General features: G+C 66.5%; 21 protein-coding genes, 2 tRNA genes and 1 pseudogene (1 of these 24 only partly in view). 21 read left to right on the top strand and 3 right to left on the bottom strand.

From position 1 onward, the window contains the following. The first annotated feature begins 875 nt into the window (after positions 1 to 875). From ACQP2P_RS41030 to ACQP2P_RS41015, 4 genes are all read left to right on the top strand, one after another. Positions 876 to 1,649, top strand: coding sequence for a DUF5131 family protein (locus tag ACQP2P_RS41030; protein WP_433610361.1), 774 nt, complete (start codon positions 876 to 878; stop codon positions 1,647 to 1,649). A 120-nt stretch (positions 1,650 to 1,769) separates the two neighbouring features. After that, on the top strand, positions 1,770 to 3,008 hold the full coding sequence (gene tcmP / locus ACQP2P_RS41025; RefSeq protein ID WP_433610359.1) for a three-Cys-motif partner protein TcmP: 1,239 nt from the start codon (positions 1,770 to 1,772) through the stop codon (positions 3,006 to 3,008). Positions 3,009 to 3,111: 103 nt separating this feature from the next. Continuing rightward, positions 3,112 to 4,323, top strand: a complete 1,212-nt coding sequence (locus ACQP2P_RS41020) for a helix-turn-helix domain-containing protein (RefSeq protein WP_433610357.1) — start codon at positions 3,112 to 3,114, stop codon at positions 4,321 to 4,323. Between the two features lie 5 nt (positions 4,324 to 4,328). After that, positions 4,329 to 4,880: a flavoprotein gene (locus ACQP2P_RS41015; RefSeq protein WP_433610355.1), complete on the top strand. Its 552-nt coding sequence runs from the start codon at positions 4,329 to 4,331 to the stop codon at positions 4,878 to 4,880. Here ACQP2P_RS41015 and ACQP2P_RS41010 read toward each other — a convergent pair. After that, a complete protein-coding gene (locus ACQP2P_RS41010) occupies positions 4,877 to 5,419 on the bottom strand; it encodes a hypothetical protein (protein ID WP_433610353.1) in 543 nt (180 codons plus the stop codon). The genes ACQP2P_RS41015 and ACQP2P_RS41010 overlap by 4 nt on opposite strands. Before the next feature lie 580 nt (positions 5,420 to 5,999). Between ACQP2P_RS41010 and ACQP2P_RS41005 the strand changes: the two genes are divergently transcribed. The 7 genes and pseudogenes from ACQP2P_RS41005 to ACQP2P_RS40975 all read left to right on the top strand — a co-directional run. Beyond that, positions 6,000 to 6,233: a hypothetical protein gene (locus ACQP2P_RS41005; RefSeq protein WP_433610351.1), complete on the top strand. Its 234-nt coding sequence runs from the start codon at positions 6,000 to 6,002 to the stop codon at positions 6,231 to 6,233. Beyond that, a complete protein-coding gene (locus tag ACQP2P_RS41000) occupies positions 6,233 to 6,607 on the top strand; it encodes a hypothetical protein (RefSeq protein WP_433610349.1) in 375 nt (124 codons plus the stop codon). The genes ACQP2P_RS41005 and ACQP2P_RS41000 overlap by 1 nt, the downstream gene beginning before the upstream one ends. Positions 6,608 to 6,943: 336 nt before the next feature. After that, complete coding sequence (locus ACQP2P_RS40995; RefSeq protein WP_433610347.1) at positions 6,944 to 7,672, top strand: GntR family transcriptional regulator; 729 nt, start codon at positions 6,944 to 6,946, stop codon at positions 7,670 to 7,672. A 177-nt stretch (positions 7,673 to 7,849) separates the two neighbouring features. Next, on the top strand, positions 7,850 to 8,293 hold the full coding sequence (locus tag ACQP2P_RS40990) for a hypothetical protein (RefSeq protein ID WP_433610345.1): 444 nt from the start codon (positions 7,850 to 7,852) through the stop codon (positions 8,291 to 8,293). 249 nt (positions 8,294 to 8,542) lie between these two features. After that, positions 8,543 to 8,899, top strand: a complete 357-nt coding sequence (locus ACQP2P_RS40985) for a hypothetical protein (RefSeq protein WP_433610344.1) — start codon at positions 8,543 to 8,545, stop codon at positions 8,897 to 8,899. Continuing rightward, positions 8,899 to 10,323 (top strand): FtsK/SpoIIIE domain-containing protein, encoded by a 1,425-nt coding sequence (locus ACQP2P_RS40980; RefSeq protein WP_433610342.1) that lies wholly within the window; start codon positions 8,899 to 8,901, stop codon positions 10,321 to 10,323. The genes ACQP2P_RS40985 and ACQP2P_RS40980 overlap by 1 nt, the downstream gene beginning before the upstream one ends. Beyond that, positions 10,320 to 10,713: pseudogene (locus ACQP2P_RS40975) on the top strand (DUF2637 domain-containing protein); the annotation flags it as partial. The gene ACQP2P_RS40980 and the pseudogene ACQP2P_RS40975, both read left to right, overlap by 4 nt. Before the next feature lie 142 nt (positions 10,714 to 10,855). Here the strand turns inward: ACQP2P_RS40975 and ACQP2P_RS40970 are convergent. Further along, positions 10,856 to 11,146 (bottom strand): CPCC family cysteine-rich protein, encoded by a 291-nt coding sequence (locus ACQP2P_RS40970; protein WP_433610341.1) that lies wholly within the window; start codon positions 11,144 to 11,146, stop codon positions 10,856 to 10,858. A gap of 29 nt (positions 11,147 to 11,175) precedes the next feature. On the opposite strand from ACQP2P_RS40970, the gene ACQP2P_RS40965 reads away from it, so the two are divergent. From ACQP2P_RS40965 to ACQP2P_RS40950, 4 genes are read left to right on the top strand one after another with little or no spacing between them, the layout of a single operon-like run. Then, positions 11,176 to 12,834 carry a replication initiator gene (locus ACQP2P_RS40965; RefSeq protein WP_433610339.1) on the top strand — a complete coding sequence of 553 codons (1,659 nt, stop codon included), beginning with the start codon at positions 11,176 to 11,178 and terminating at the stop codon, positions 12,832 to 12,834. Next, a complete protein-coding gene (locus tag ACQP2P_RS40960) occupies positions 12,827 to 13,045 on the top strand; it encodes a helix-turn-helix domain-containing protein (protein ID WP_433610337.1) in 219 nt (72 codons plus the stop codon). The genes ACQP2P_RS40965 and ACQP2P_RS40960 overlap by 8 nt, the downstream gene beginning before the upstream one ends. Beyond that, positions 13,045 to 13,800 (top strand): tyrosine-type recombinase/integrase, encoded by a 756-nt coding sequence (locus ACQP2P_RS40955; RefSeq protein ID WP_433610335.1) that lies wholly within the window; start codon positions 13,045 to 13,047, stop codon positions 13,798 to 13,800. The genes ACQP2P_RS40960 and ACQP2P_RS40955 overlap by 1 nt, the downstream gene beginning before the upstream one ends. A gap of 11 nt (positions 13,801 to 13,811) precedes the next feature. Further along, entirely contained in the window at positions 13,812 to 14,222 is a 411-nt protein-coding gene (locus ACQP2P_RS40950; protein WP_433610333.1) for a tyrosine-type recombinase/integrase, read from the top strand. 18 nt (positions 14,223 to 14,240) lie between these two features. On the opposite strand, the gene ACQP2P_RS40945 is transcribed toward ACQP2P_RS40950, so the two are convergent. After that, positions 14,241 to 14,311: transfer RNA gene (locus tag ACQP2P_RS40945), tRNA-Gly, on the bottom strand. Between the two features lie 146 nt (positions 14,312 to 14,457). On the opposite strand from ACQP2P_RS40945, the gene ACQP2P_RS40940 reads away from it, so the two are divergent. The 6 genes from ACQP2P_RS40940 to ACQP2P_RS40915 all read left to right on the top strand — a co-directional run. Further along, positions 14,458 to 14,531: transfer RNA gene (locus tag ACQP2P_RS40940), tRNA-Pro, on the top strand. Between the two features lie 64 nt (positions 14,532 to 14,595). Continuing rightward, positions 14,596 to 15,966, top strand: coding sequence for a trigger factor (gene tig, locus ACQP2P_RS40935; RefSeq protein WP_433610331.1), 1,371 nt, complete (start codon positions 14,596 to 14,598; stop codon positions 15,964 to 15,966). A 131-nt stretch (positions 15,967 to 16,097) separates the two neighbouring features. Next, positions 16,098 to 16,748: an ATP-dependent Clp protease proteolytic subunit gene (locus tag ACQP2P_RS40930; protein ID WP_433610329.1), complete on the top strand. Its 651-nt coding sequence runs from the start codon at positions 16,098 to 16,100 to the stop codon at positions 16,746 to 16,748. Positions 16,749 to 16,759: 11 nt separating this feature from the next. Next, a complete protein-coding gene (locus ACQP2P_RS40925; RefSeq protein ID WP_350616060.1) occupies positions 16,760 to 17,419 on the top strand; it encodes an ATP-dependent Clp protease proteolytic subunit in 660 nt (219 codons plus the stop codon). 236 nt (positions 17,420 to 17,655) lie between these two features. Continuing rightward, a complete protein-coding gene (gene clpX, locus ACQP2P_RS40920; RefSeq protein ID WP_350616061.1) occupies positions 17,656 to 18,954 on the top strand; it encodes an ATP-dependent Clp protease ATP-binding subunit ClpX in 1,299 nt (432 codons plus the stop codon). Positions 18,955 to 18,964: 10 nt separating this feature from the next. Further along, positions 18,965 to 19,523: the 5' portion of a carbon-nitrogen hydrolase family protein gene (locus ACQP2P_RS40915; RefSeq protein ID WP_433619482.1), read on the top strand. Its footprint extends 236 nt past the window's final position; 559 of the gene's 795 nt are visible here — the first part of the coding sequence; the start codon lies at positions 18,965 to 18,967; its stop codon lies beyond the right edge, outside the window.

Raw genomic sequence — 19,523 nt, 5'->3', positions numbered from 1 at the left:
GCGAAGCTCCCCCAGGGAAAGCTAGAAGAGCGGGCGAGGAGAATCGAACTCCCACCGTCAGTTTGGAAGATCTTCCCGGCCCGGAGGGTCTGTCCGGATTTGCCCGGTGGCGTTGCGGTTCTCCGCGCCCGCTCGTGCCCGTTCGCGACCGCCGGCGGACGGGGCTACTGGCACGGATCTGGCACGTTCGATCTTGGCGCGCAAACCCTCCTTAACGAGCCGCCGCGCCGGCCGATGCCGGCGCTTGCGCCGCCAGCAGGCCGAGCGCGAGCGGCGTTCAATCCAGGACCCTCGTTTCCGCCCCCAGGATGGCCGTGGCGGTCCTAGCGACCTCCCGTATGCCGTCGTCCACCCGCAAGGGGAGCGGGGCGGTGTCGGGCGGGCCAGGCTCGCCGTAGGCGACCGCGTAGCGGCTCGGCCTGGCGCGCTCGGCGCCGGTCTGCTGGGCTCGACCTGGACGCCGGTGCGGGAGCGGAGCGACTTCCCGGAGCCAGAGGCCCCGTCGGAGACCCGCCGGAGGCAGGCCGCAACTACACGCGGACGGCGAGGCCGCGGGAGCTACGGTTCGGGCCGCATCGGACATCGCGGTAGCTCAAATCTTCAGTTGTGAACCGTGCTGCACTGTCCGTCGCCGCATCCGGGCCTGCCTGCGACGCGCGTAGCGCGTCTTCTTGATTCACTACAGGTCAATTCGGCAGGACTAAGAGGTGACGCGGCTAGGGACGATCGAGACCGGGAGTCGCCGAGTGCGATGGTCGGGACTGGGTCGTTGGCTTCATTGGGCGTCCGTGATGGCGACTTAAACTCACCGTGTTCGCAGCCTTCCGATGGGTACATATGTTCGACATAATGATCGAGACCGCTGGGAGGACCGCATGGCTGACCGCAGCAGCATCGAGTGGACTGAAGCGACGTGGAACCCGACTACGGGCTGTGATCGAATATCAGCTGGTTGTGACAACTGCTATGCGCTCACGCTCGCGAAGCGGCTCAAGGCCATGGGTTCGCCGAAGTATCAAACAGACGGCGACGAAAGAACATCCGGACCGGGTTTTGGGCTGGCGCTACATTCTGACTCCCTGGCTATACCGCGACGTTGGAAAGAGCCAAGGGTAGTCTTCGTAAATTCAATGAGTGACTTATTCCATGCGCGTGTTCCCGTATCTTTTATCAGGGACGTCTTCGACGTAATGGCGGCAACGCCCCAACACACATACCAAATCTTGACCAAACGTGCGAAGCGCCTAGCGGCGGTTGCGTCAAAGCTTGAGTGGCCGGCCAATGTTTGGATGGGTGTAAGTGTTGAAGACGAAAGGCAACTTGCCCGCGTTCGTCATCTAGCTGCCGCACCGGCCGCGGTTCGCTTCATCTCGGCTGAGCCGCTCCTTGGCCCGCTGCCGAACCTCGACCTTGAGGGCATTGATTGGATCATCGCGGGAGGGGAGTCTGGCCCAAGGGCTCGTCCGGTAGATCCGCAGTGGATTCGCGAACTACGAGACAACGCTAATGCGCGTGGGGTTCCGTTCTTTTTCAAGCAGTGGGGCGGCACTACACCCAAGGCGGGGGGGCGAACTCTTGATGGCCGGCTCTGGGATGAGATGCCGGAACAGCATAGACTTTCGGACCGATTGTTGGGCGCTTCCGTATAGAACATCCAGTTTGTCCAGGTCATATTCGTAGTCGTTCTTGCACGCACTGTCATTGATGGACTATCGTCGGGGTCCTATGGGAGTCGAGTCGCGAAGCTCGACTCGACTTGGGGGCATGGAATGGTCGATGGTTCTGACGGGGCGCAGAATGCCGATCTCGGGTCCACTCTTGGCGGCGAATCTGCTGGTGAGCAGGACACGGACTCGGCGAGCCAATTCTTCGTAAGCAAGAAGGCCGCAGCCGTACTGAAGCATGAAATCCTACGTCAGTATGTTGTCCCCTTCGTCGGGAAGGTGGGATCAACCAGTACTGACGCACGGGTTGTCTACCTCGATGGTTACGCGGGGCCTGGTACCTATTCTGATGGAACACATGCGTCGCCCTCGCTCGTCCTGGAGTCGGCGGCCAATGTTTCGCAGTTCCGCAAACTTGAATGCATTTTTGTTGAGAGAGGTCGTAAGGATTTCGAACGCTTGCAGGGTGTGGTTAAGGCTGCACAGGATCGGGGAATCAACGCCGAAGCTCGGTCTGGTCGCGTTCAGAACCACCTCGACTATGTGCTGGAGCGGGCGCGTGGCGTTCCGCTCTTGGCATTCCTAGATCCATTTGGCCTTGGAATCCCCTTTGATGACCTCGTTGGAAAGATTTTCGGTCCCGAACGTCCCCAGAACTCACAGGGCTGGATAGCGACTGAGGTTCTGCTGAACTTCTCCGCCAACGCCGTCAGGCGCATCGGTGGACTTCTTACGACAACGAAGGCTGGGACCAATCGGGAAGCTACTCTAAATGCACTCGACCTTGCGTGCGGGGGAGCGTGGTGGCGGCAGGAGTACCTTGCATCGGCGGACAACACGGAAGCGGTGCAGCGGATAGCGTGGGGCTTCGCGCGGCGAGTGTGCGACGCTACTAGTGCCAGCGCTTGGGTGGTCCCGGTTCGAAATCGATCGCATCACCAGCCGGTCTATCACCTCGTCTTCTTCACTAGACATAAAGACGGTATCTGGCTCTTCGGTGAAGCGAACTCGATCGCGCAGGAGAAGTGGCGCGCCTATTGTGCGCCGCCGCCTCCGCCTAAAGACGAAAATGCGCTGTTCGATATTCCCGACACCTTTGAGGCCGAGGAGCTGGCCCGGAAACGGCTATGGATTGATCAGATCAAGGTCAATATCCTAGCGCTCCTTGATAAAAACGGTTCCTTCGTGATCAAGGATCATCATCGTGCGGTATTGGGTGATGCGATTGCGGGGGCGCGAAAGCTGCACATTAGAGCTGCGGTCAAAGAGCTGTATGCGGAGCGGCGGACGGGCTGCAATGGGGTCGGTGATGTTGAGACACTCAGAATCACTCCACCGGTCTGATTGGCGGCCAGAATGAATTCCTTCTGGCCGGTCACGCTGCGACGCAAGATGTGCATCAGAGTATGGCCTAACGCTCCGGCGCAATCTCTGAGAAGCTAGACGCATGACAACGGGTTCGGTTGGCGAGCGAATCGGGGCCTATAGGCGTCGGCGTGGGCTGAGTCAAGCTGCGCTGGCGGGTCTCGTTGGACGGTCTGAGTCATGGTTGTCGCAGGTCGAGCGTGGTGTGAGATCCGTCGATCGGCTCTCGGTGCTGCTCGACTTGGCGAAGGTCTTGCGGGTTGAAGTTGAGGCACTGACGGGACAGCCGTGGCAATATGCGCCGGGCGGAAGCCCTATCGTTGGTGACTTGGCTGAGGTTCGGAGGTTTTTCGCTCGGTACGACAGCCTTCTCGGTGTTGAGTCGGGCGTTGAAATTCTTCCGACTGATGTCGGATTGCGTGTTGAGGCGGCGCACCGTGCCTATCAGGCCGCCCAATACGAGCGGGTCGTGGAGCAGTTGCCAGCGCTGCTGTCGTCAGCGGAACCGCTGCGGTGGTTCGGGTCGGGCGCCGTGCGGCGTGAGGCACTAGTCTCTTACGTCAACGCTTACGCCATGGCCGCGAAGCTGCTGACCAAGATGGGCGCTGCCGATCTTGCATTGCTGTCGGCAGACCGGGCGGCCTCCGCGGCTGTCGACGCGTATTCGGTTGAGGCGCGTGGAATGGCTGCATACCAGGTTGTCTGCGCGTTGCTTCGGGCAGACCGTGCCGAGGACGCTGAGCGGCTCGCTGTGCAGATGGCTGAGGCGGTACAGCGGGAGTCGCGACCTGAAAGGCCGACGGTCGTGTCCGTAGCTGGTGCCCTGTGGTTGATCGCCGCTGTCATTGCTGGTCGTCGCACAGACCGAGGCGAGGCGTGGCGGCGACTAGACCAGGCCGACACGCTCGCTGCGATGCTTGGGCAGGACGGCAACTACGCGTGGACCGCTTTTGGGCCTACCAACGTAGCCATTCATCGTGTGTCTGTGGCGGCCGAACTTGGCGATCCGGCGGAAGCGATCCGCGCGGCGGATGCTGTCGATCCCGACCGGCTGCCGGCCGGGCTCAACAGCCGACGAGCCCAGGTCCACCTCGATTTGGCTTGGGCACACGTGCAACGGAAGCGGGACGCTGACGCTCTGCTGCATCTGATGGAGGCGGAGCGAACGGCGCCGGAGATGGTGCGGTACAACGTGATGGCTCGTGAGCTGGTTCGGGAGATGCTGGCTCGCCAGAAGAAGTCGAAGACCAGTGCCCTGCATCGGTTGGCGGTTCGGGCAGGTGTGCTGGACTAGCAAGCGTGGCTGATCGCTCGGTGACGCTTGTGGTGTGCGGTGCTCCGTTGGCGCTGCGCACCGGTGACCTCGTGACGGCATTGCTGGACGCTGGTTGGTGGCCTCGAGTCGTCGGAACACCTGCCGCTCGGGAGTGGCTGAACGCCGGTGCGGTCGAGCGGCTGACCGGGGTTCCTCCGCAGTTCGACCACCGAGCACCGACGTTGGAGCGGCGCGCCGATCCGCCGGCCGCGCTCGTGGTCTGTCCGGCGACGTTCAACACAATCAACAAGGCCGCCGCCGGCGCGATGGACACGTACGCGCTTGGCCAGGTTTGTGAGGCGCTTGGGATGCGGTTGCCAACACTCGTGGTGCCGATGGTGAACGACAAGCTCTGGGGCCACCCGGCGTGGCCGTCAAGCTTGGCGGTGTTGGTTGCCGCCGGTGTGCGCTTAGTCGACATCCACACCGGGCAGCTCGGCGAGGTGCCGACCAAGTCGGGCACTGGCGCCAAAATCATCGAGCGGTTCGATCCGGAATGGATAGTTGCCAATCTTAACTCCTTGGTTGGTAGTTAATTCGTGCTTGCTTCGATGACATGCTCCGCCGTCTCCTGGTCTCGTATCGGCGAGGAGTTAGGCACATGCAAAGAGCCTCCTGCGTCCTTCCAGTGACGGTCCAATCTGATCCACCACTCGGGATGGTCGGATACGAGCTGTCGTAGCACTGGACTGTTGCCGTGTAGGAAGTTGGCAAAGTTGCGCCAGCCTTCGTAGTCCTTCACGGGAGGCATCAGATCGACGACCATTAGCCCGTAGTCAACTGCGTCTGCCAGCACTTCCGCGACAACCGCGATCCTCGACCCCTCCGCGGTCTCTGCAGGGGGAGCCACCTTATTGGAGTAAAAGTAGGGCCTGAGGGCTGGATCCTCAATGAGTAGCGCCTGAATCGAATGCAGGCGCTCAAGGCCGTTGTACATTGCGCCCAGTGAGGCGATTCCATTGCTGATTTTCGTCTGGTGTGCCAATATTCGTGCCTGGTATGCGGCGAAGACGAGTGAAGCGATTACTCCGATAGAGGCCAAAACATTGGCGACGTTTGAGATCACGATGGACATCCTCCGTTGACGGTCTCGGTCAACGGTAGGGCATCGACGCCAATTTGATCTCCGTCCTTGCGGTTGACTGTCTTAACCTTCCAGCCGCGTTACTGGGCTGTGTTGCGGTGGGGGCGGACTCCTCGTATGTGCCACTCCGGCACTGGTCCCTGACCCGCACAAAAGTGCGGGCTGTTTGGTCGTGCGGGGCGGTCACCGTCTGCGGTTGCACGCTGTCCTCTAGCAGCGAGCCTTGCGCATTCCTCGATCCGAAGCACCTCACAGCGGGTCGGTCGCCCAGAGCGCAGGGACACGATCGTGAGGAGGACGGCGACCCATGGGGAGCGCCGAGAGCGTCGATCAGGCCGACCGGTGTGGTGCCTGCGCCGGGTTCGGATGGGTGTACGTCACTGCCAAGCTCGCTCTCGCCACCGGCGGGGAGCGTGGAGCACGGGCCGGGCGTAGCCGGCGGGCATGCCGGGTCTGTGGGGACCCGAGCGCCGATCTGAACGGGGCGGGCTCGTGAACTGGCACCGGGGCGGGTGCCGGACCGACGAGCCCGCCCGCCTCGGTGCCGTCCATCGGATCGGGGGTGGCTGTGATGTACGTCCCTGAGCCTGGCCACATCGTGTGGGCCTGGATTCGTCCGCCCGTTGAAGACGGCGCCGGCGGACGAGCCGCCCGGATCAAGGTCCGTTCGGCTGAGGCGGCTCCGCACGACCGGTTGCGCTTGACCGGTGCCGAGCTCGATCCCGAGTACCGCCCGACCGGCGATGTCTCCGTCCTCGTTGAACCCGACCGCCTTTGGCCGGTCGCAACGGAAGGGGACGAGTGATGGCCGAACCGGTGCTCTACACCGAGCGTTTCTACCGTGATGCCGAGCACCACCGGGTACGCCGCCCGGGATGGACCTGCACCGCATGCGCCCGCCCGTGGCCGTGCATGATCGCGCGACTGCTGATCCGTCATCGGATGAAGGACTTCTACCACCTGGTCCGTGCCGCCACGGCCGGCCAGATGCGGGTCGCAGACAGCGAGGTCGACAAGGAGTCGGCCTACAAGCTCTACCGGCGCTTCACGGTCTGGACCCATCGCAACCTGGTGTGCGGTGTCTGCGGCAGTGATCGGCACGTCGCCCTGCCCGGTGTTCCTCCGCGGCTGTACGGCTGCGACGGCATCCGCGCACTCATGGCCGGTGACGGATCATGACGGTCTACCTGACGACGACCGCGAGCGACCAGGTCAATGCCGCGCAGGAAGTTCTCGGCCGTCATGCCCTCACGCTGAACGGCAGTCTCTGCACATCGTGCGGGACGGAAGGGCCTTGCTCGGAGCGACGGGCGGCTCTGAGGACGCTCACGCACTTCGGCCGGCTGCCGCGTCGGCGGCCCGGGGCGTCGCGACCGGATCGGCTGTCGGTACGGCTCTCGGGCGGGTCTAGTTGGTTCGGGCAGGCACATACCGACCGATGAGACAACTTGTGCACTCATCCTGAACTCACTACGGTCTTGTCTTAACAAGTGATCAGGCGAGGGGAGGCTCCGCGTGCTGAACCTCGAACCGAGGACTCCGAAGTACGTCCGAGTTCTCAACACATTGCGGCAGCGCATCGAAGACGGGACGTACAAGCCGGGCGCTGCGCTGCCCTCGGAGAACCAGCTCGCGGGAGAGTTCGACGTCTCGCGCCCGACCGTGCTCAAGGCGCTGGCGTACCTCAAGCAGGACGGCTGGATCGAGTCGAAGCAGGGCAAGGCGAACTTCGTGCGGGGCAAGCCGACCGCGCGCCGGACCGTCCCGCCGCACGCGCACGGCGCGCTGCACCTCGATGAGGTCGCGGAGACCGAACTCCTCGCCGTGGCGCCGGTGCTGGCCGACCGGCGGGTCGCGTCGATTCTCGCGGTGCCGGAGGGAACCCCGGTTTACCAGCGGAAACGGCGAACGACGGCGGATGAGGGTGCCGTCGACCTGGTCACGGTCTGGCTGCCGATCGAGGTGGCCGCAGGCACGGATGCCACCAAGCCGGAGCCGATCGCGGGGAGCCTGCTCGACCACATCGCGCAGCGGAAGAGCGTGCGCGGAGACTATGCCGTCGAGTGGACCTCGGCCCGCCGGCCGACCGCCGATGAGGCGCAGCTGCTCGACATCGCAGGTGATGAGCCGGTCCTCGCCGTGACGATCGCGGTGCACACGGCGAGCGGCGACCTGGTCCTCGCCGTCGATGTGGTCCTGCCGGGCAATCGGCACGAGATCGAGGACACGTACCCGCTGTCCTGACAAGCCTTTGAAGATTTTTTGAGCCCGGGTCCATCGACCCGGGCTCTTCTTCGTGCTGGTCGCGTTGGGTTGTGGCCGTATCACTCATGTGCATGTCTCGAATTACTCCGTAGCATGTGTTTACAAGTGCTCTTACTGTTACAGCCAAGTGCATGACGCTATGGAGGTTCAGAGACCGTGGTTCCCAACTCGATTCGGTACCCGATGCCGTTCGACTACGCCTTCCCGGCCGGGGCGCTGTTCCTCGGTGTGGAGAAGCAGACCGACTTCGACAAGCTGCGCGAGGACGACAATCAGGCGCGCGACGAGCACGGCGTCCGGGTGTGGGTCGTCACCGTGATGGACCAGGACCCGGAGGCGTCCAAGTTCGGGCGTTCGCCGCAGGTCAAGGTGAAGATCGCGGCTCCGCACCAGCCGCTGCCGCCGGACCCGATTCAGGTGGCCGGGATGTCGATCACCCCGGTCGCGTTCACCGATCTCGTGGTGACGCCGTACACCGACACGTCCGGTTGCAAGGGCGAGCGCAAGCCGCACCGGTGCCGCGCTCGGCTCGCCTGGTCGTACCGGGCCTCGGGCATGGTCGCCCCGGCCGAACTCGTCGCCGCTCCCGCTGCTGCGTGACGCAACAGAGGTGCGGGGCGAGCCTTCCTCCGGCAAGAGACCTGCCCGCCCCGCCTTCCCAACCCCTCGCAAGGAGAAGGCTGGAATGCCCAAGCTAGTCGATGCCGCCCGCATCACGTCGCCTGACGGCGCGGTGTGGCGTACCTGCTCCGCTTGTCTGTCCCTGGCCCCGCTCCCGCCGGCCGTCGAGCGCTGCGACGCATGCCGCCTCGGCCCGGCTCCGACCATCCCGGGCGGCGGTGAGGCGCGATGAAGACCCATCGCCGTGCCGTCGCCGCGCTCGCGGCCACCGGCGTCAACGCCGCCCGGGAGCTGTACCAGACCGTTCCGTCCGACACGGTCCGTGTCGCGGCGCTGGTCGAGATCTCGGCGGCCGCGGCCGCTCTCGCCCGTACCGTCGTCAAGCTCCGGCACCTGGACCCGGACCTCATCGCGCCGCACGTTTCCGATCGCGTCGACCTCCGCGCGGTGCTCGGCCGAGGACAGTGGCTGCCGACGATGGTCCGACACGTCCCGCAGCCGCCTCCGGCGCCTGCTCCGGTCCGCCGGCGGGCCATCCGTCGGAAGGCCACCCCGCAACTGCCGCTGTTCGGGGGTGATCGCTAGTGCCGCTGATCAACGTGATCCGGGGCGAGCGGATCGAACCGGCGCCGTTCAACGTCCGCACGCCGTACCTCAAGGTCCCGCTCTGGCTCGTCCTCCTGCTGTGGACGGTCCGGGGCGTCTGGCGGTTGGTCCTGGTGTACCTGCGCTTCTGGTACGTCACCGTCCCGCTGACCGGCCTCACGTACCTGTACTTCCGATTCGGATGGTGGGGACCCGGGCTTGCGCTCGGCGTCCCCGCCGCTGGGCTCGGGCTCTGGGCGGTAGTGGATTGGCGCTCCTGCCGGCGCTGGGCGTGGTGGCCGACGCTCTCCCGGTGGAGGCGCTTTCGGTACCGGCGAACCTGGAAGCCGGCCATGGTGACGGCCGGGCTGGCAGTGAGCTTCGACGGCAACACGATCCTTCCGGTGCTCAAGAAGGTCCGCGTCAGTGGCGGCACCGATGTCCTGACTGTGCGCATGGTCACCGGCCAGATCCCGGACGACTTCGCCAAGGTCTCCGAGCGGCTGACGCACACCTTCGCCGCGCTCAACTGCCGCGTCTCGCCGGGCTCGCGGCCCGACCTCGTCGTGCTCACCATGCGGCGGGGTGACCCGCTGACCGCGGTGGTCGAGCCGCTGCCGGTCACCGGCGTCCCGGACTTCACGGCGCTCCCGATCGGGCTGCGGGAAGACGGCAGCGTGTACGAGCTGCGCCTCTACGGCACGCAGATCTTGGTCGTCGGCGCGACCGGCGCGGGCAAGGGCTCGGTCGTCTGGTCGATCGTCCGCGCTCTGGCCGGCGGGATCTCGGCCGGGCTCGTCCAGCTCTGGGCGTTCGATCCCAAGGGCGGCATGGAGCTGGGCGCGGGGGAGCGGCTGTTCGCCAAGTTCGCCTGCACCGACTTCAAGGCCATGGCCGATCTCCTGGAGCTGGCGCTCAAGACCGCGCAGGACCGGGCGGCCCGGCTGCGCGGCCACACCCGGCAGCACGTGGCGAGCGTCACGGACCCGCTCATCGTGATCGTCATCGACGAGTTGGCGGCGCTCACGGCGTACATCACCGAGCGGCAGCTCAAGGACCGGATCAAGGCCGCGCTCGGGCTGCTCCTGACGCAGGGCCGCGCGGTCGGCGTTCACGTCATCGGCTGCCTTCAGGACCCGCGTAAGGAGGTCCTGCCGTTCAGGAACCTGTTCCCGACCCGGATCGGCCTGCGCCTCGCCGAAGAGCCGGAGGTCGACCTGGTCCTCGGCGACGGCATGCGCGACCGCGGCGCCCTCTGCGACCGCATCCCGATGTCGCTGCCCGGCGTCGGCTTCGTCGTCCTCGACGGCGACCCGACCCCGGCCCGGGTCCGCTTCTCCTACCTCGATGACGACGACATCGCCAGCCTCGCGGACACGTACGCCTTCGACGGCGCCCGCGTCGTGGACGGGGAGTGGGCATGACCACGGCTCAGCTTCTGCGGATCCGTTGGGCGGTCCGCGTGACGCTCCTGCTCGGCGTGGCCGCCTCGGTGGCCGCCAACATCCTGCACGCCAACGCCAACCCGATCTCCCAGACCATCGCGGCCTGGCCGCCCCTGGCGCTCCTGCTCACCGTCGAGCTGGTCTCCCGGGTTCCCGTGCACCACCGGAGCCTGGCCGTGCTGCGAGTCGTCGCGACGGTGGCGATCTCGGGCATCGCGGCCTGGGTGTCGTACTGGCACATGGCCGGCGTCGCCGCACGCTACGGCGAGACCGGCGCAAGTCCGTACCTGCTGCCGTTCTCGGTGGACGGGCTCATCGTGGTCGCGTCAATCTGCCTGGTCGAGCTGGGCGGACGCATCCGAGCCGCCGCGGAGAAGAGCGAACCGGTCAGCGCCGAGCATCCTCTCCAATCGGCTGTCACCCGTCCCGCGCCGCCGGCGCGCCTGCCGGTCCTGCCGCCGAATGGCCTCGTCCGGCCGGGCATCAATGGGGGTGGCACATGAGCCGGGTGTCATTGCGCCAGCGGATGCTCGTCAGCAAGCGGTGGCCGAACATGCGGCAGCCTGCGGGCCTCCGACGCGCCGATCTCAACGAAGTTGCGGCGAGCGGCAGTAAGGCTCAGGCCACGGTTCGGGCCGCCACGAATCTGATCGGCGTCGTGGGTGTCCTGCCCGTCGTCCTCCCAGAAACACACGGGGCAGATCTCGTATCCGCCGCGCTCGTCAAGCGTGAGGTAGCCACAGCACGGGCACGCGTACGGACCGTCGCCGCGCCGGATGACGTTGATGAACGGCTCGTCCATACCCGCGATCTTCGCAGGGAGGTGCGTCCGTGATCACAACTACGCCCGAGGCCCAGCCGCGCCCCGGGAGTCGTCTCGCCCGCCTTCTCACCCCGAGCACCGTTGACGCCCTCAAGGCCATGGCCGAGGAGCACGGCGTCTGTACCCGTCCGGTCCTGCTCCGCCGTACCGATCTCGCCACCGGGCAGACGGAGGTGATCGACCTGCCATGTGGCGCCACCCGCGAGGACAAATGCAAGCCCTGCGCCAAGCGCGCCCGCCGGCTACGGCAGCAGCAGTGCCGGGAGGGCTGGCACCGCACCGACGAGCCGCTGCCCGAGCCGGACGACCCGACCGACGAGCAGCGCGCCATGCTCCAGCTCCGGTCGCACTTCGTATTCGAGCGCAACCGTGCGGAGCAACTGGCCGAGTGGGACCAGGTAGCCGAGCTCGAAGCGGGCATCGGCGAACTCGATCAGGCGATCATCGCGTCGGGCATGCGCGGGCGACTCGCCCCCGTCGGCGGCGATGCGGACGAGCAGCCGGCCAAGCGCCGCGTCCGCTCGACCCGCCGCCGCCAGGATGCTCCCGACCTGCCGCGACTCAAGGTCGCCCCAACCACGGTGGGCCGGACCTTCACCGGCCGCGACGGACATGTGTTCCAGCCGTCGACCTTCCTGACCCTCACCCTGGACACGTACGGTCGCGTCCTCAACGACGGGAGTCCGGTCAACCCAGCGACGTACGACTACCGGCGCGCGGCCTGGGACGCGGTGCATTTCCCGGCCCTGCTCGACCGCTTCTGGCAGAACCTGCGCCGCGCCGCCGGCTGGAACGTGCAGTACTTCGGCTGCGTCGAGCCTCAGCGGCGCCTCGCCCCGCACGCGCACTTCGCGATGCGCGGCACCGTCTCCCGGGATCTCCTCCGGCGGGTCGCGGCGGCCACCTACCACCAGGTCTGGTGGCCGCCGACCGACGTGATCCGGTACCAGGACCACAACGCGCCGGTCTGGGAGCCGGACCTCAGGCAGTACGTCGATCCGGAGAGCCGTGAACCGCTTCCGACCTGGGAAGATGCGCTCGATGAGGTTGAGGAGCCGGTGCACGTGGCCCGGTTCGGCGCCCAGGTCCACGCGGAGGGCGTGCTCGGCGGCACCCCGCAGGCGGACAGGCTGATCGGCTACCTCACGAAGTACCTGACCAAGTCGGTCGACACCTGCCATGCGATGACGACCGATCGGCAGACGGCACACCTCGAGCGGTTCTGGGCCGAGCTGCGGTACACCCCGTGCTCGCCGCGGTGCGCGAACTGGCTCCGGTACGGCGTCCAGCCGAAGAACGCTCGCCCGAACCAGTCCGCCGGCCGCTGCAAGGCCAAGGTCCACCAGCGGACGACGCTCGGCATGGGTGGCCGGCGCGTGCTCGTCTCCCGGCAGTGGTCCGGCAAGACGCTCGCGGACCACAAGGCGGACACCCGGGCGTGGGTGAGGGCCATCCTCGGCATCTCGGAGGCGCACGACCAGGTCCCGGTGGTCGACGGGCAGCCCGGCAAGCCGGCGCCGTTCGCCTGGGAGATGGCGAGGAACGACGATCCCGACGTACCGCCGCTGCAACACCGCCTCATGCGCTCCATCTCCGCGCGAATTCAGCAACGGGCACAGCTCAGAGCAGCCATGGACCGGGAGAGGGAGGTCACGCCCGTTGGGTGAGGAGTTGCTGACGGGGGAGCAGGTCGCGGCCCTGCTCAAGGCAACACCGAGGTTCGTCCGGCGGCTCGTGCAGATGCGCCGGATCGAGTACGTCAAGGTCGGTCGGCGCGTGCGCTTCCGTGAGGCCGCGGTCGCGGACTACATCGAGAGGAATCGTGTGGTGCCGCTCAGCAGGGCCGAGCTGAGGCGGCAGATCGGAAGGGCGGCTTAGTGGCCAAGGAGAAGAAGGCCCGGCGGAGTTTCGGCAACGTGCGGGAGCTGCCGTCGGGGCGCTGGCAGGCGCGGTACCTGGGACCGGACGGGATCGAGCGCAAGGCGCGGACGACGTTCGCGACCGAGAAGGAGGCAGACAACTGGCTGACCATCGTCCAGGCGGAGATCTTGCGCAATGACTGGTCGGCGCCCGAGCTGGGGGAGAGCAACCTGGACGAGTACGCGGTCCGGTGGATCTCGGAGCGGAAGCTGGCCCCTCGCACCCGTGAGAACTACGAGGATCTTCACCGGCTGCACATCGGGCCACACCTCGGCGAGATGAGCCTGGGAGACCTGAAGCCGGCGACCATCCGCACCTGGCGGAAACGGTTGCTCGATTCCGGTACGACGGAGCCTCAGGCGGTGAAGGCGTACCGGCTGCTCCGGGCGGTGCTGAACACGGCGATGAAGGAAGACGGGCTGATCAAGGACAACCCGTGCCGGATCAAGGGGTACGACAAGTACCACACTCCGGAGCGGCCGACCGCGACCGTCGATCAGGTGTTCGCCCTGGCCGACGCGGTCCCCGAGCGGTACCGGGCCTTCATCATCGTCGCGGCGTTCTCGGGGCTGCGGTGGGGCGAGCTGGTAGCGCTCCGGCGGTGCGACGTCGACCTTGTGGAGGGCGCCTCCGGGTGCATCGGAAGCTCGCAGCCCTGCGGAGCCGGCTGGAGTTCGGTCCGCCGAAGTCGGAGGCCGGTGTCCGGGCGGTGAGGCTGCCGTCCGTGGCGACTGACGTACTCCGTGTTCACCTGGCGAGTGGTTTCGTGGGGGAAGAGCCGGACGCGCTCCTTTTTACCGGCGGCAAGGGGGCACTACTGCGTTCCGGCAACTTCGGCCGGGCCGTGCAGTGGGTCGTGACCGTCGTGTCGGTCGGACTGCCGGCGGGCTTTCACTTCCACGACCTGCGCCACACCGGTAACACGATCGCGGCGGCGTCGGGTGCCAGCACGCGGGAGTTGATGAAGCGGCTCGGGCAGTCGAGCATGCGAGCGGCGTTGATCTACCAGCACTCGACCGACGAGCGGGACCGGGAGATCGCGAGCAACATGGACGAAAGGATCAAGAAGATCTGGCACGCTACTGGCACGGCGGCCGATACAAGATCCAGAAAGCAAAAGCCCCAGGTCGGTTGACCTGGGGAGATTTACCAGAGCGGGCGAGGAGAATCGAACTCCCACCGTCAGTTTGGAAGACTGAAGCTCTGCCATTGAGCTACGCCCGCGTGCGGCCCCGGCGAACGGGGCTGCGACCACCAGAGTACCGAATCCCCGCCCGACCGGTCAGCGGCGGGGGTCCACGGTGTGCGACACCGGCATACCGAGCGGCGCCGTCTCCGGCCGAGCGCATACACTTGCCGACGCACACCACCGGGGTGTAGCGCAGTTTGGTAGCGCACTCGCTTTGGGAGCGAGGGGCCGTGGGTTCAAATCCCGCCACCCCGACCGGGAACAACGACGTAGCGCAGCCGCCAGTCCAACCAGTCGTAGTAACGAGGGAGAAAGTTCTGTGAAGAGCACCGTCGAGACCCTGAGCCCGACTCGCGTGCGGCTCGAAATCGAGGTGCCGTTCGCCGAGCTCGAGCCGAGCCTCAAGAAGGCGTACCGCGAGATCGGGTCGCAGGTCAACATCCCCGGGTTCCGTCGGGGCAAGGTGCCCACCGCCGTCATCGACCAGCGGGTCGGGCGCGGCGCGGTGCTCAACGAGGCCGTGCAGGAGGTCATTCCGACCCAGATCCTCGCGGCGGTCCGTGAGCACGAGGTGAAGACGCTCGGGCGGCCCGAGGTCGAGATCACCGAGTTCGCCGACGGGCAGCCGCTGAAGTTCTCGGCCGAGGTGGACGTGCGGCCGCAGATCACCCTGCCCGACCTGAGCGAGATCACCGTCACGGTCGACGCGCTCGCCGTGTCCGACGACGACGTCGAGGAGCAGCTCAAGGGGCTGCGCGACCGGTTCGCGACGCTCAAGACCGTCGAGCGCACCGCGGCTACCGGCGACTACGTGCAGATCGACCTGGTCGCGAAGGTGGACGGCGAGGAGGTGCCCGGCGGCAGCGCGACCAACGTCTCGCACGAGGTCGGCTCCGGCCAGCTGGTCCCGGGCCTCGACGACGTGCTCGTGGGCATGGGCGCCGGCGACTCGACGACGTTCACCACGCAGCTGGTGGGCGGGGAGTTCGAGGGCCGCGACGCCGAGGTGTCCGTGACCGTGAAGTCGGTCAAGGACAAGCAGCTGCCCGAGGTGGACGACGAGTTCGCGCAGCTCGCGAGCGAGTTCGACACGCTCGACGAGCTCAAGGACGACCTGCGCACGCGGCTCACGCGGGTGAAGCGCATGGAGCAGCTCTACTCCGCCCGTGACCTCGCCCTGAAGGCGGTCATCGACGCGACCGACGTTCCCGCGCCCGAGGGTGTGGTGAAGGACGAGGTCGAGTCGCGCAAGGAGTCGATGAACGACCAGCTCCAGCGGATCGGGGCCTCGTTCGACGACTACCTGCAGACCGAGGGCAAGACCGAGGAGGAGATGGACGCCGAGCTCAACGAGGCGGCCGTCGAGGGCGTGAAGGTGCAGCTGGTGCTCGACACCCTGGCCGACGCCGAGGATGTCCAGGTCAGCGACGACGAGTTCGGGCACGAGATCGTGCACCGGGCGCAGCGCGCCGGGATGGGCCCGCAGCAGTACTACGACCAGCTGGTCCAGGCCGGCGTGGCCGGTGCGGTCTTCGGTGACGTGCGCCGCGGCAAGGCGCTCGGGATCGTGCTCGAGCGGGTGAAGATCGTCGACAGCGAGGGTGCCGAGCTCAGCCTCGACGACCTGCGCGGCGCGGTCGACGAGCACGAGGGCCACGATCACAGCTCGCACGAGGGTCACAACCACTAACGTTGTAGGCCGGGGCAAAAGCCCCGGCCTTCACCACGGTGCGCTCATAGCGAAATGCGGTGAGCACGGGAAGCTGCGGCCCCCCGCACCGGTTAGGGTCGGCAAGTACAAGACTCTTGCGAAGGGCTGCCATGACCGACCTGCATATTCCAGCGTCGCCAGTCAGTCCCGCGCCCCAGGGGCGCGGTCGGGGCGCGGACACGAGCCTGACGCTCGACGACTCGGTGTTCAACCGGCTGCTCAAGGAGCGCATCATCTTCCTTGGCAGCGAGGTCAACGACCAGGTCGCCAACCGGATCTGCGCCCAGATGCTGCTGCTCGCCGCCGAGGACGAGGAGCGCGACATCTGGCTGTACATCAACTCGCCCGGTGGCTCCGTCTACTCGGGCATGGCGATCTACGACATCATGCAGTTCGTCACCAACGACGTGGCGACTGTCGCGATGGGCATGGCCGCCTCCATGGGCCAGCTCCTGCTGTGCGCCGGTGCGCCGGGCAAGCGCATGGCCCTGCCGCACGCGCGGATCATGATGCACCAGCCGTCCGGCGGCATCGGGGGCACGGCCGCCGACATCGCCATCCAGGCCGAACAGATGCTCTACACGAAGCGCATGTTCCAGGAGCGCGTGTCGTTCCACACCGGGCAGTCGCTGGAGCAGATCGAGGCCGACTCCGACCGTGACCGCTGGTTCACCGCCAATGAGGCGCGGGACTACGGCTTCATCGACAAGGTGATCACCGGGGCCCAGCAGGCTCCGGAAGGCGCCGGAACCCTGGCCTGAGGAGCGAAGCGATGACCGATCTGAGCCTGCCGCCGGCGCTGCGCGAGGTGCACAACCGCTACATCCTGCCGTCCTACGTCGAGCGCACGTCGTACGGCATCAAGGAGACCAACCCTTACAACAAGCTGTTCGAGGACCGGATCATCTTCCTCGGCGTGCAGATCGACGACGCGTCGGCCAACGACGTGATGGCGCAGCTGCTGACGCTGGAGAGCACCGAGCCGGACCGCGACATCACGCTCTACATCAACTCGCCCGGCGGCTCGTTCACGGCCATGACGGCGATCTACGACACCATGCTCTACGTCCGGCCCGACATCCTCACGGTGTGCCTGGGCCAGGCGGCGAGCGCGGCCGCGGTGCTGCTCGCGGCGGGCACGCCGGGCAAGCGTCTCGCGCTGCCCAACTCGCGCATCATCATCCACCAGCCGGCCACCGAGGGCGGCTACGGGCAGGGCTCGGACATCGAGATCCAGGCCCGGGAGATCATGCGCATGCGGACCCAGCTCGAGGAGATGGTGTCGCGGCACACCGGCCAGCCGGTCGAGAAGGTCCGCAAGGACATCGACCGCGACAAGATCCTCACGGCGGACGAGGCCAAGGAGTACGGCCTGGTCGACAACGTGCTGGTCAGCCGGAAGAAGTCGAGCCTCGTGGCGTCGGGCAGCTGACGACGCTGCGTGCAACACCCCATCGGCTCGCCCTAACCTGGAGGTTGGGCGGGCCGATGGAGTGTCGGGCGGATGTCGTCGGGAGGCCGGCCCAAAAAGACACCCCCTCGTAGGGGGTCGGAATACGGGCGACCACCAGGTAACGTCGAGGCAGTAGCCAGCGTGAGGCGAAACGCGCACGCGGCGAGCAGATGCGATCCGGACGTAGGGTCCGGCCGAAGGCAGGGAGATCGTAGGTGGCACGGATCGGCGACGGCGGCGACCTACTGAAGTGCTCCTTCTGCGGCAAGTCGCAGAAGCAGGTGAAGAAGCTGATCGCCGGGCCCGGCGTCTACATCTGCGACGAGTGCATCGATCTCTGCAACGAGATCATCGAGGAAGAGCTGGCGGAGTCGGGCGACGTCAAGTTTGACGAGCTGCCGAAGCCGATGGAGATCTGCGCCTTCCTCGATCAGTACGTCGTCGGTCAGGACCAGGCCAAGAAGGCGCTCGCGGTGGCGGTCTACAACCACTACAAGCGGGTGCAGGCGGAGTCCGGCGGCAACTCGGGCGGCGACGGCGTCGAGCTGGCGAAGTCCAACATCCTGCTCATCGGCCCCACGGGCTGCGGCAAGACGCACCTGGCCCAGACGCTCGCGCGGATGCTCAACGTGCCGTTCGCGATCGCCGACGCCACGGCGCTCACCGAGGCGGGATACGTCGGCGAGGACGTCGAGAACATCCTGCTGAAGCTCATCCAGGCCGCGGACTACGACATCCGCCGCGCCGAGACCGGCATCGTCTACATCGACGAGGTCGACAAGATCGCGCGCAAGTCGGAGAACCCGTCGATCACGCGGGACGTCTCCGGCGAGGGTGTGCAGCAGGCCCTGCTGAAGATCATCGAAGGTACGGTCGCCAACGTCCCGCCGCAGGGCGGACGCAAGCACCCGCACCAGGAGTTCATCCAGATCGACACGTCCAACGTGCTCTTCATCTGCGGTGGCGCCTTCGCCGGCCTCGACCGGATCGTGCAGCAGCGGGTCGGCAAGGGCGGCACCGGCTTCGGCGCCAACCTCCGCTCGATCACCGACCGGACGGCCGACGACGCCTTCAGCGACGTGATGCCCGAGGACATGCTCAAGTTCGGCCTGATCCCCGAGTTCATCGGGCGGCTGCCGGTCATCACGAGCGTGAAGAGCCTCGACCGCGACGCCCTGGTGAAGATCCTGACGGAGCCGCGCAACGCGCTCGTCCGGCAATACCAGCGGCTGTTCGAGCTGGACGGGGTGGAGCTCGAGTTCGCCCCGGAGGCCCTGGAGTCGATCGCGGACCAGGCCATCCTGCGCGGCACCGGCGCCCGCGGACTGCGGGCCATCATGGAGGAGGTCCTGCTCTCCGTGATGTACGAGGTGCCGAGCAACCCCAACATCGCCCGGGTGCTCATCACCCGCGAGGTGGTGCTGGAGAAGGTGATACCGACCATCGTGCCGCGGGACCTGGCCGCCCACCGTGTCGGTCGTCGACGTGCGGACCGCGAGGAGAAGTCGGCGTAGCCTGGCGCCCATGCGCGTAGCGGTATGTCAGCTCAATGCCCGCGACAACCGGGCTGAGAACCTCAAGACGGCACGAACGCTCCTCCAGAGGGCATCCGATGGGGGAGCGGATCTGGCGGTCCTCCCGGAATACGTGGACTACCTCGGGAGGGCCCACTCGGCCCCGACGCCCGAGCCCGTCGACGGGGAGTTCGCCGCGTTCTTCGCCGACGCCGCGCGGGAACTCGGGATGTGGGTCCACGCCGGCTCGTTCCACGAGACCGGACCCGACCCCGAGCACACGTACAACACAACGCTCGTCTTCGATCGGTCCGGCGCACTGGCCGCGACCTATCGAAAGATCCACCTCTATGACGTCGAGATCCCGGGGCGCGTCTCGTACCGGGAGTCCGCGACCGTCGCACCAGGGGAGTCGACGAGCACCGTCGATGTCGAGCAGATCCGACTAGGCCTGTCGATCTGTTACGACCTGCGATTTCCTGAGTTGTACCGTCAGCTCGCGATCGACGGCGCCACAGTCCTCGCCGTGCCGGCCGCCTTCATGCTCCACACCGGACGGGACCACTGGG

The organism is Dactylosporangium sp. CA-139114 (assembly GCF_050955725.1).
Taxonomy (GTDB): Bacteria; Actinomycetota; Actinomycetes; order Mycobacteriales; family Micromonosporaceae; genus Dactylosporangium.
This window is presented reverse-complemented; position numbering and strand designations above follow the sequence as displayed.

What these genes read in the sequence shown, in the direction of transcription:
- ACQP2P_RS40985 (WP_433610344.1), top strand. Translation starts at nt 8,543, where the DNA reads ATGAAGACCCATCGCCGTGCCGTCGCCGCGCTCGCGGCCACCGGCGTC.
- ACQP2P_RS41010 (WP_433610353.1), bottom strand. Translation starts at nt 5,419, where the DNA reads ATGTCCATCGTGATCTCAAACGTCGCCAATGTTTTGGCCTCTATCGGA.
- tcmP (WP_433610359.1), top strand. Translation starts at nt 1,770, where the DNA reads ATGGTCGATGGTTCTGACGGGGCGCAGAATGCCGATCTCGGGTCCACT.
- ACQP2P_RS41000 (WP_433610349.1), top strand. Translation starts at nt 6,233, where the DNA reads ATGGCCGAACCGGTGCTCTACACCGAGCGTTTCTACCGTGATGCCGAG.
- ACQP2P_RS40970 (WP_433610341.1), bottom strand. Translation starts at nt 11,146, where the DNA reads ATGGACGAGCCGTTCATCAACGTCATCCGGCGCGGCGACGGTCCGTAC.
- ACQP2P_RS41020 (WP_433610357.1), top strand. Translation starts at nt 3,112, where the DNA reads ATGACAACGGGTTCGGTTGGCGAGCGAATCGGGGCCTATAGGCGTCGG.
- ACQP2P_RS41005 (WP_433610351.1), top strand. Translation starts at nt 6,000, where the DNA reads ATGTACGTCCCTGAGCCTGGCCACATCGTGTGGGCCTGGATTCGTCCG.
- ACQP2P_RS40925 (WP_350616060.1), top strand. Translation starts at nt 16,760, where the DNA reads ATGACCGATCTGAGCCTGCCGCCGGCGCTGCGCGAGGTGCACAACCGC.
- ACQP2P_RS41030 (WP_433610361.1), top strand. Translation starts at nt 876, where the DNA reads ATGGCTGACCGCAGCAGCATCGAGTGGACTGAAGCGACGTGGAACCCG.
- ACQP2P_RS40930 (WP_433610329.1), top strand. Translation starts at nt 16,098, where the DNA reads ATGACCGACCTGCATATTCCAGCGTCGCCAGTCAGTCCCGCGCCCCAG.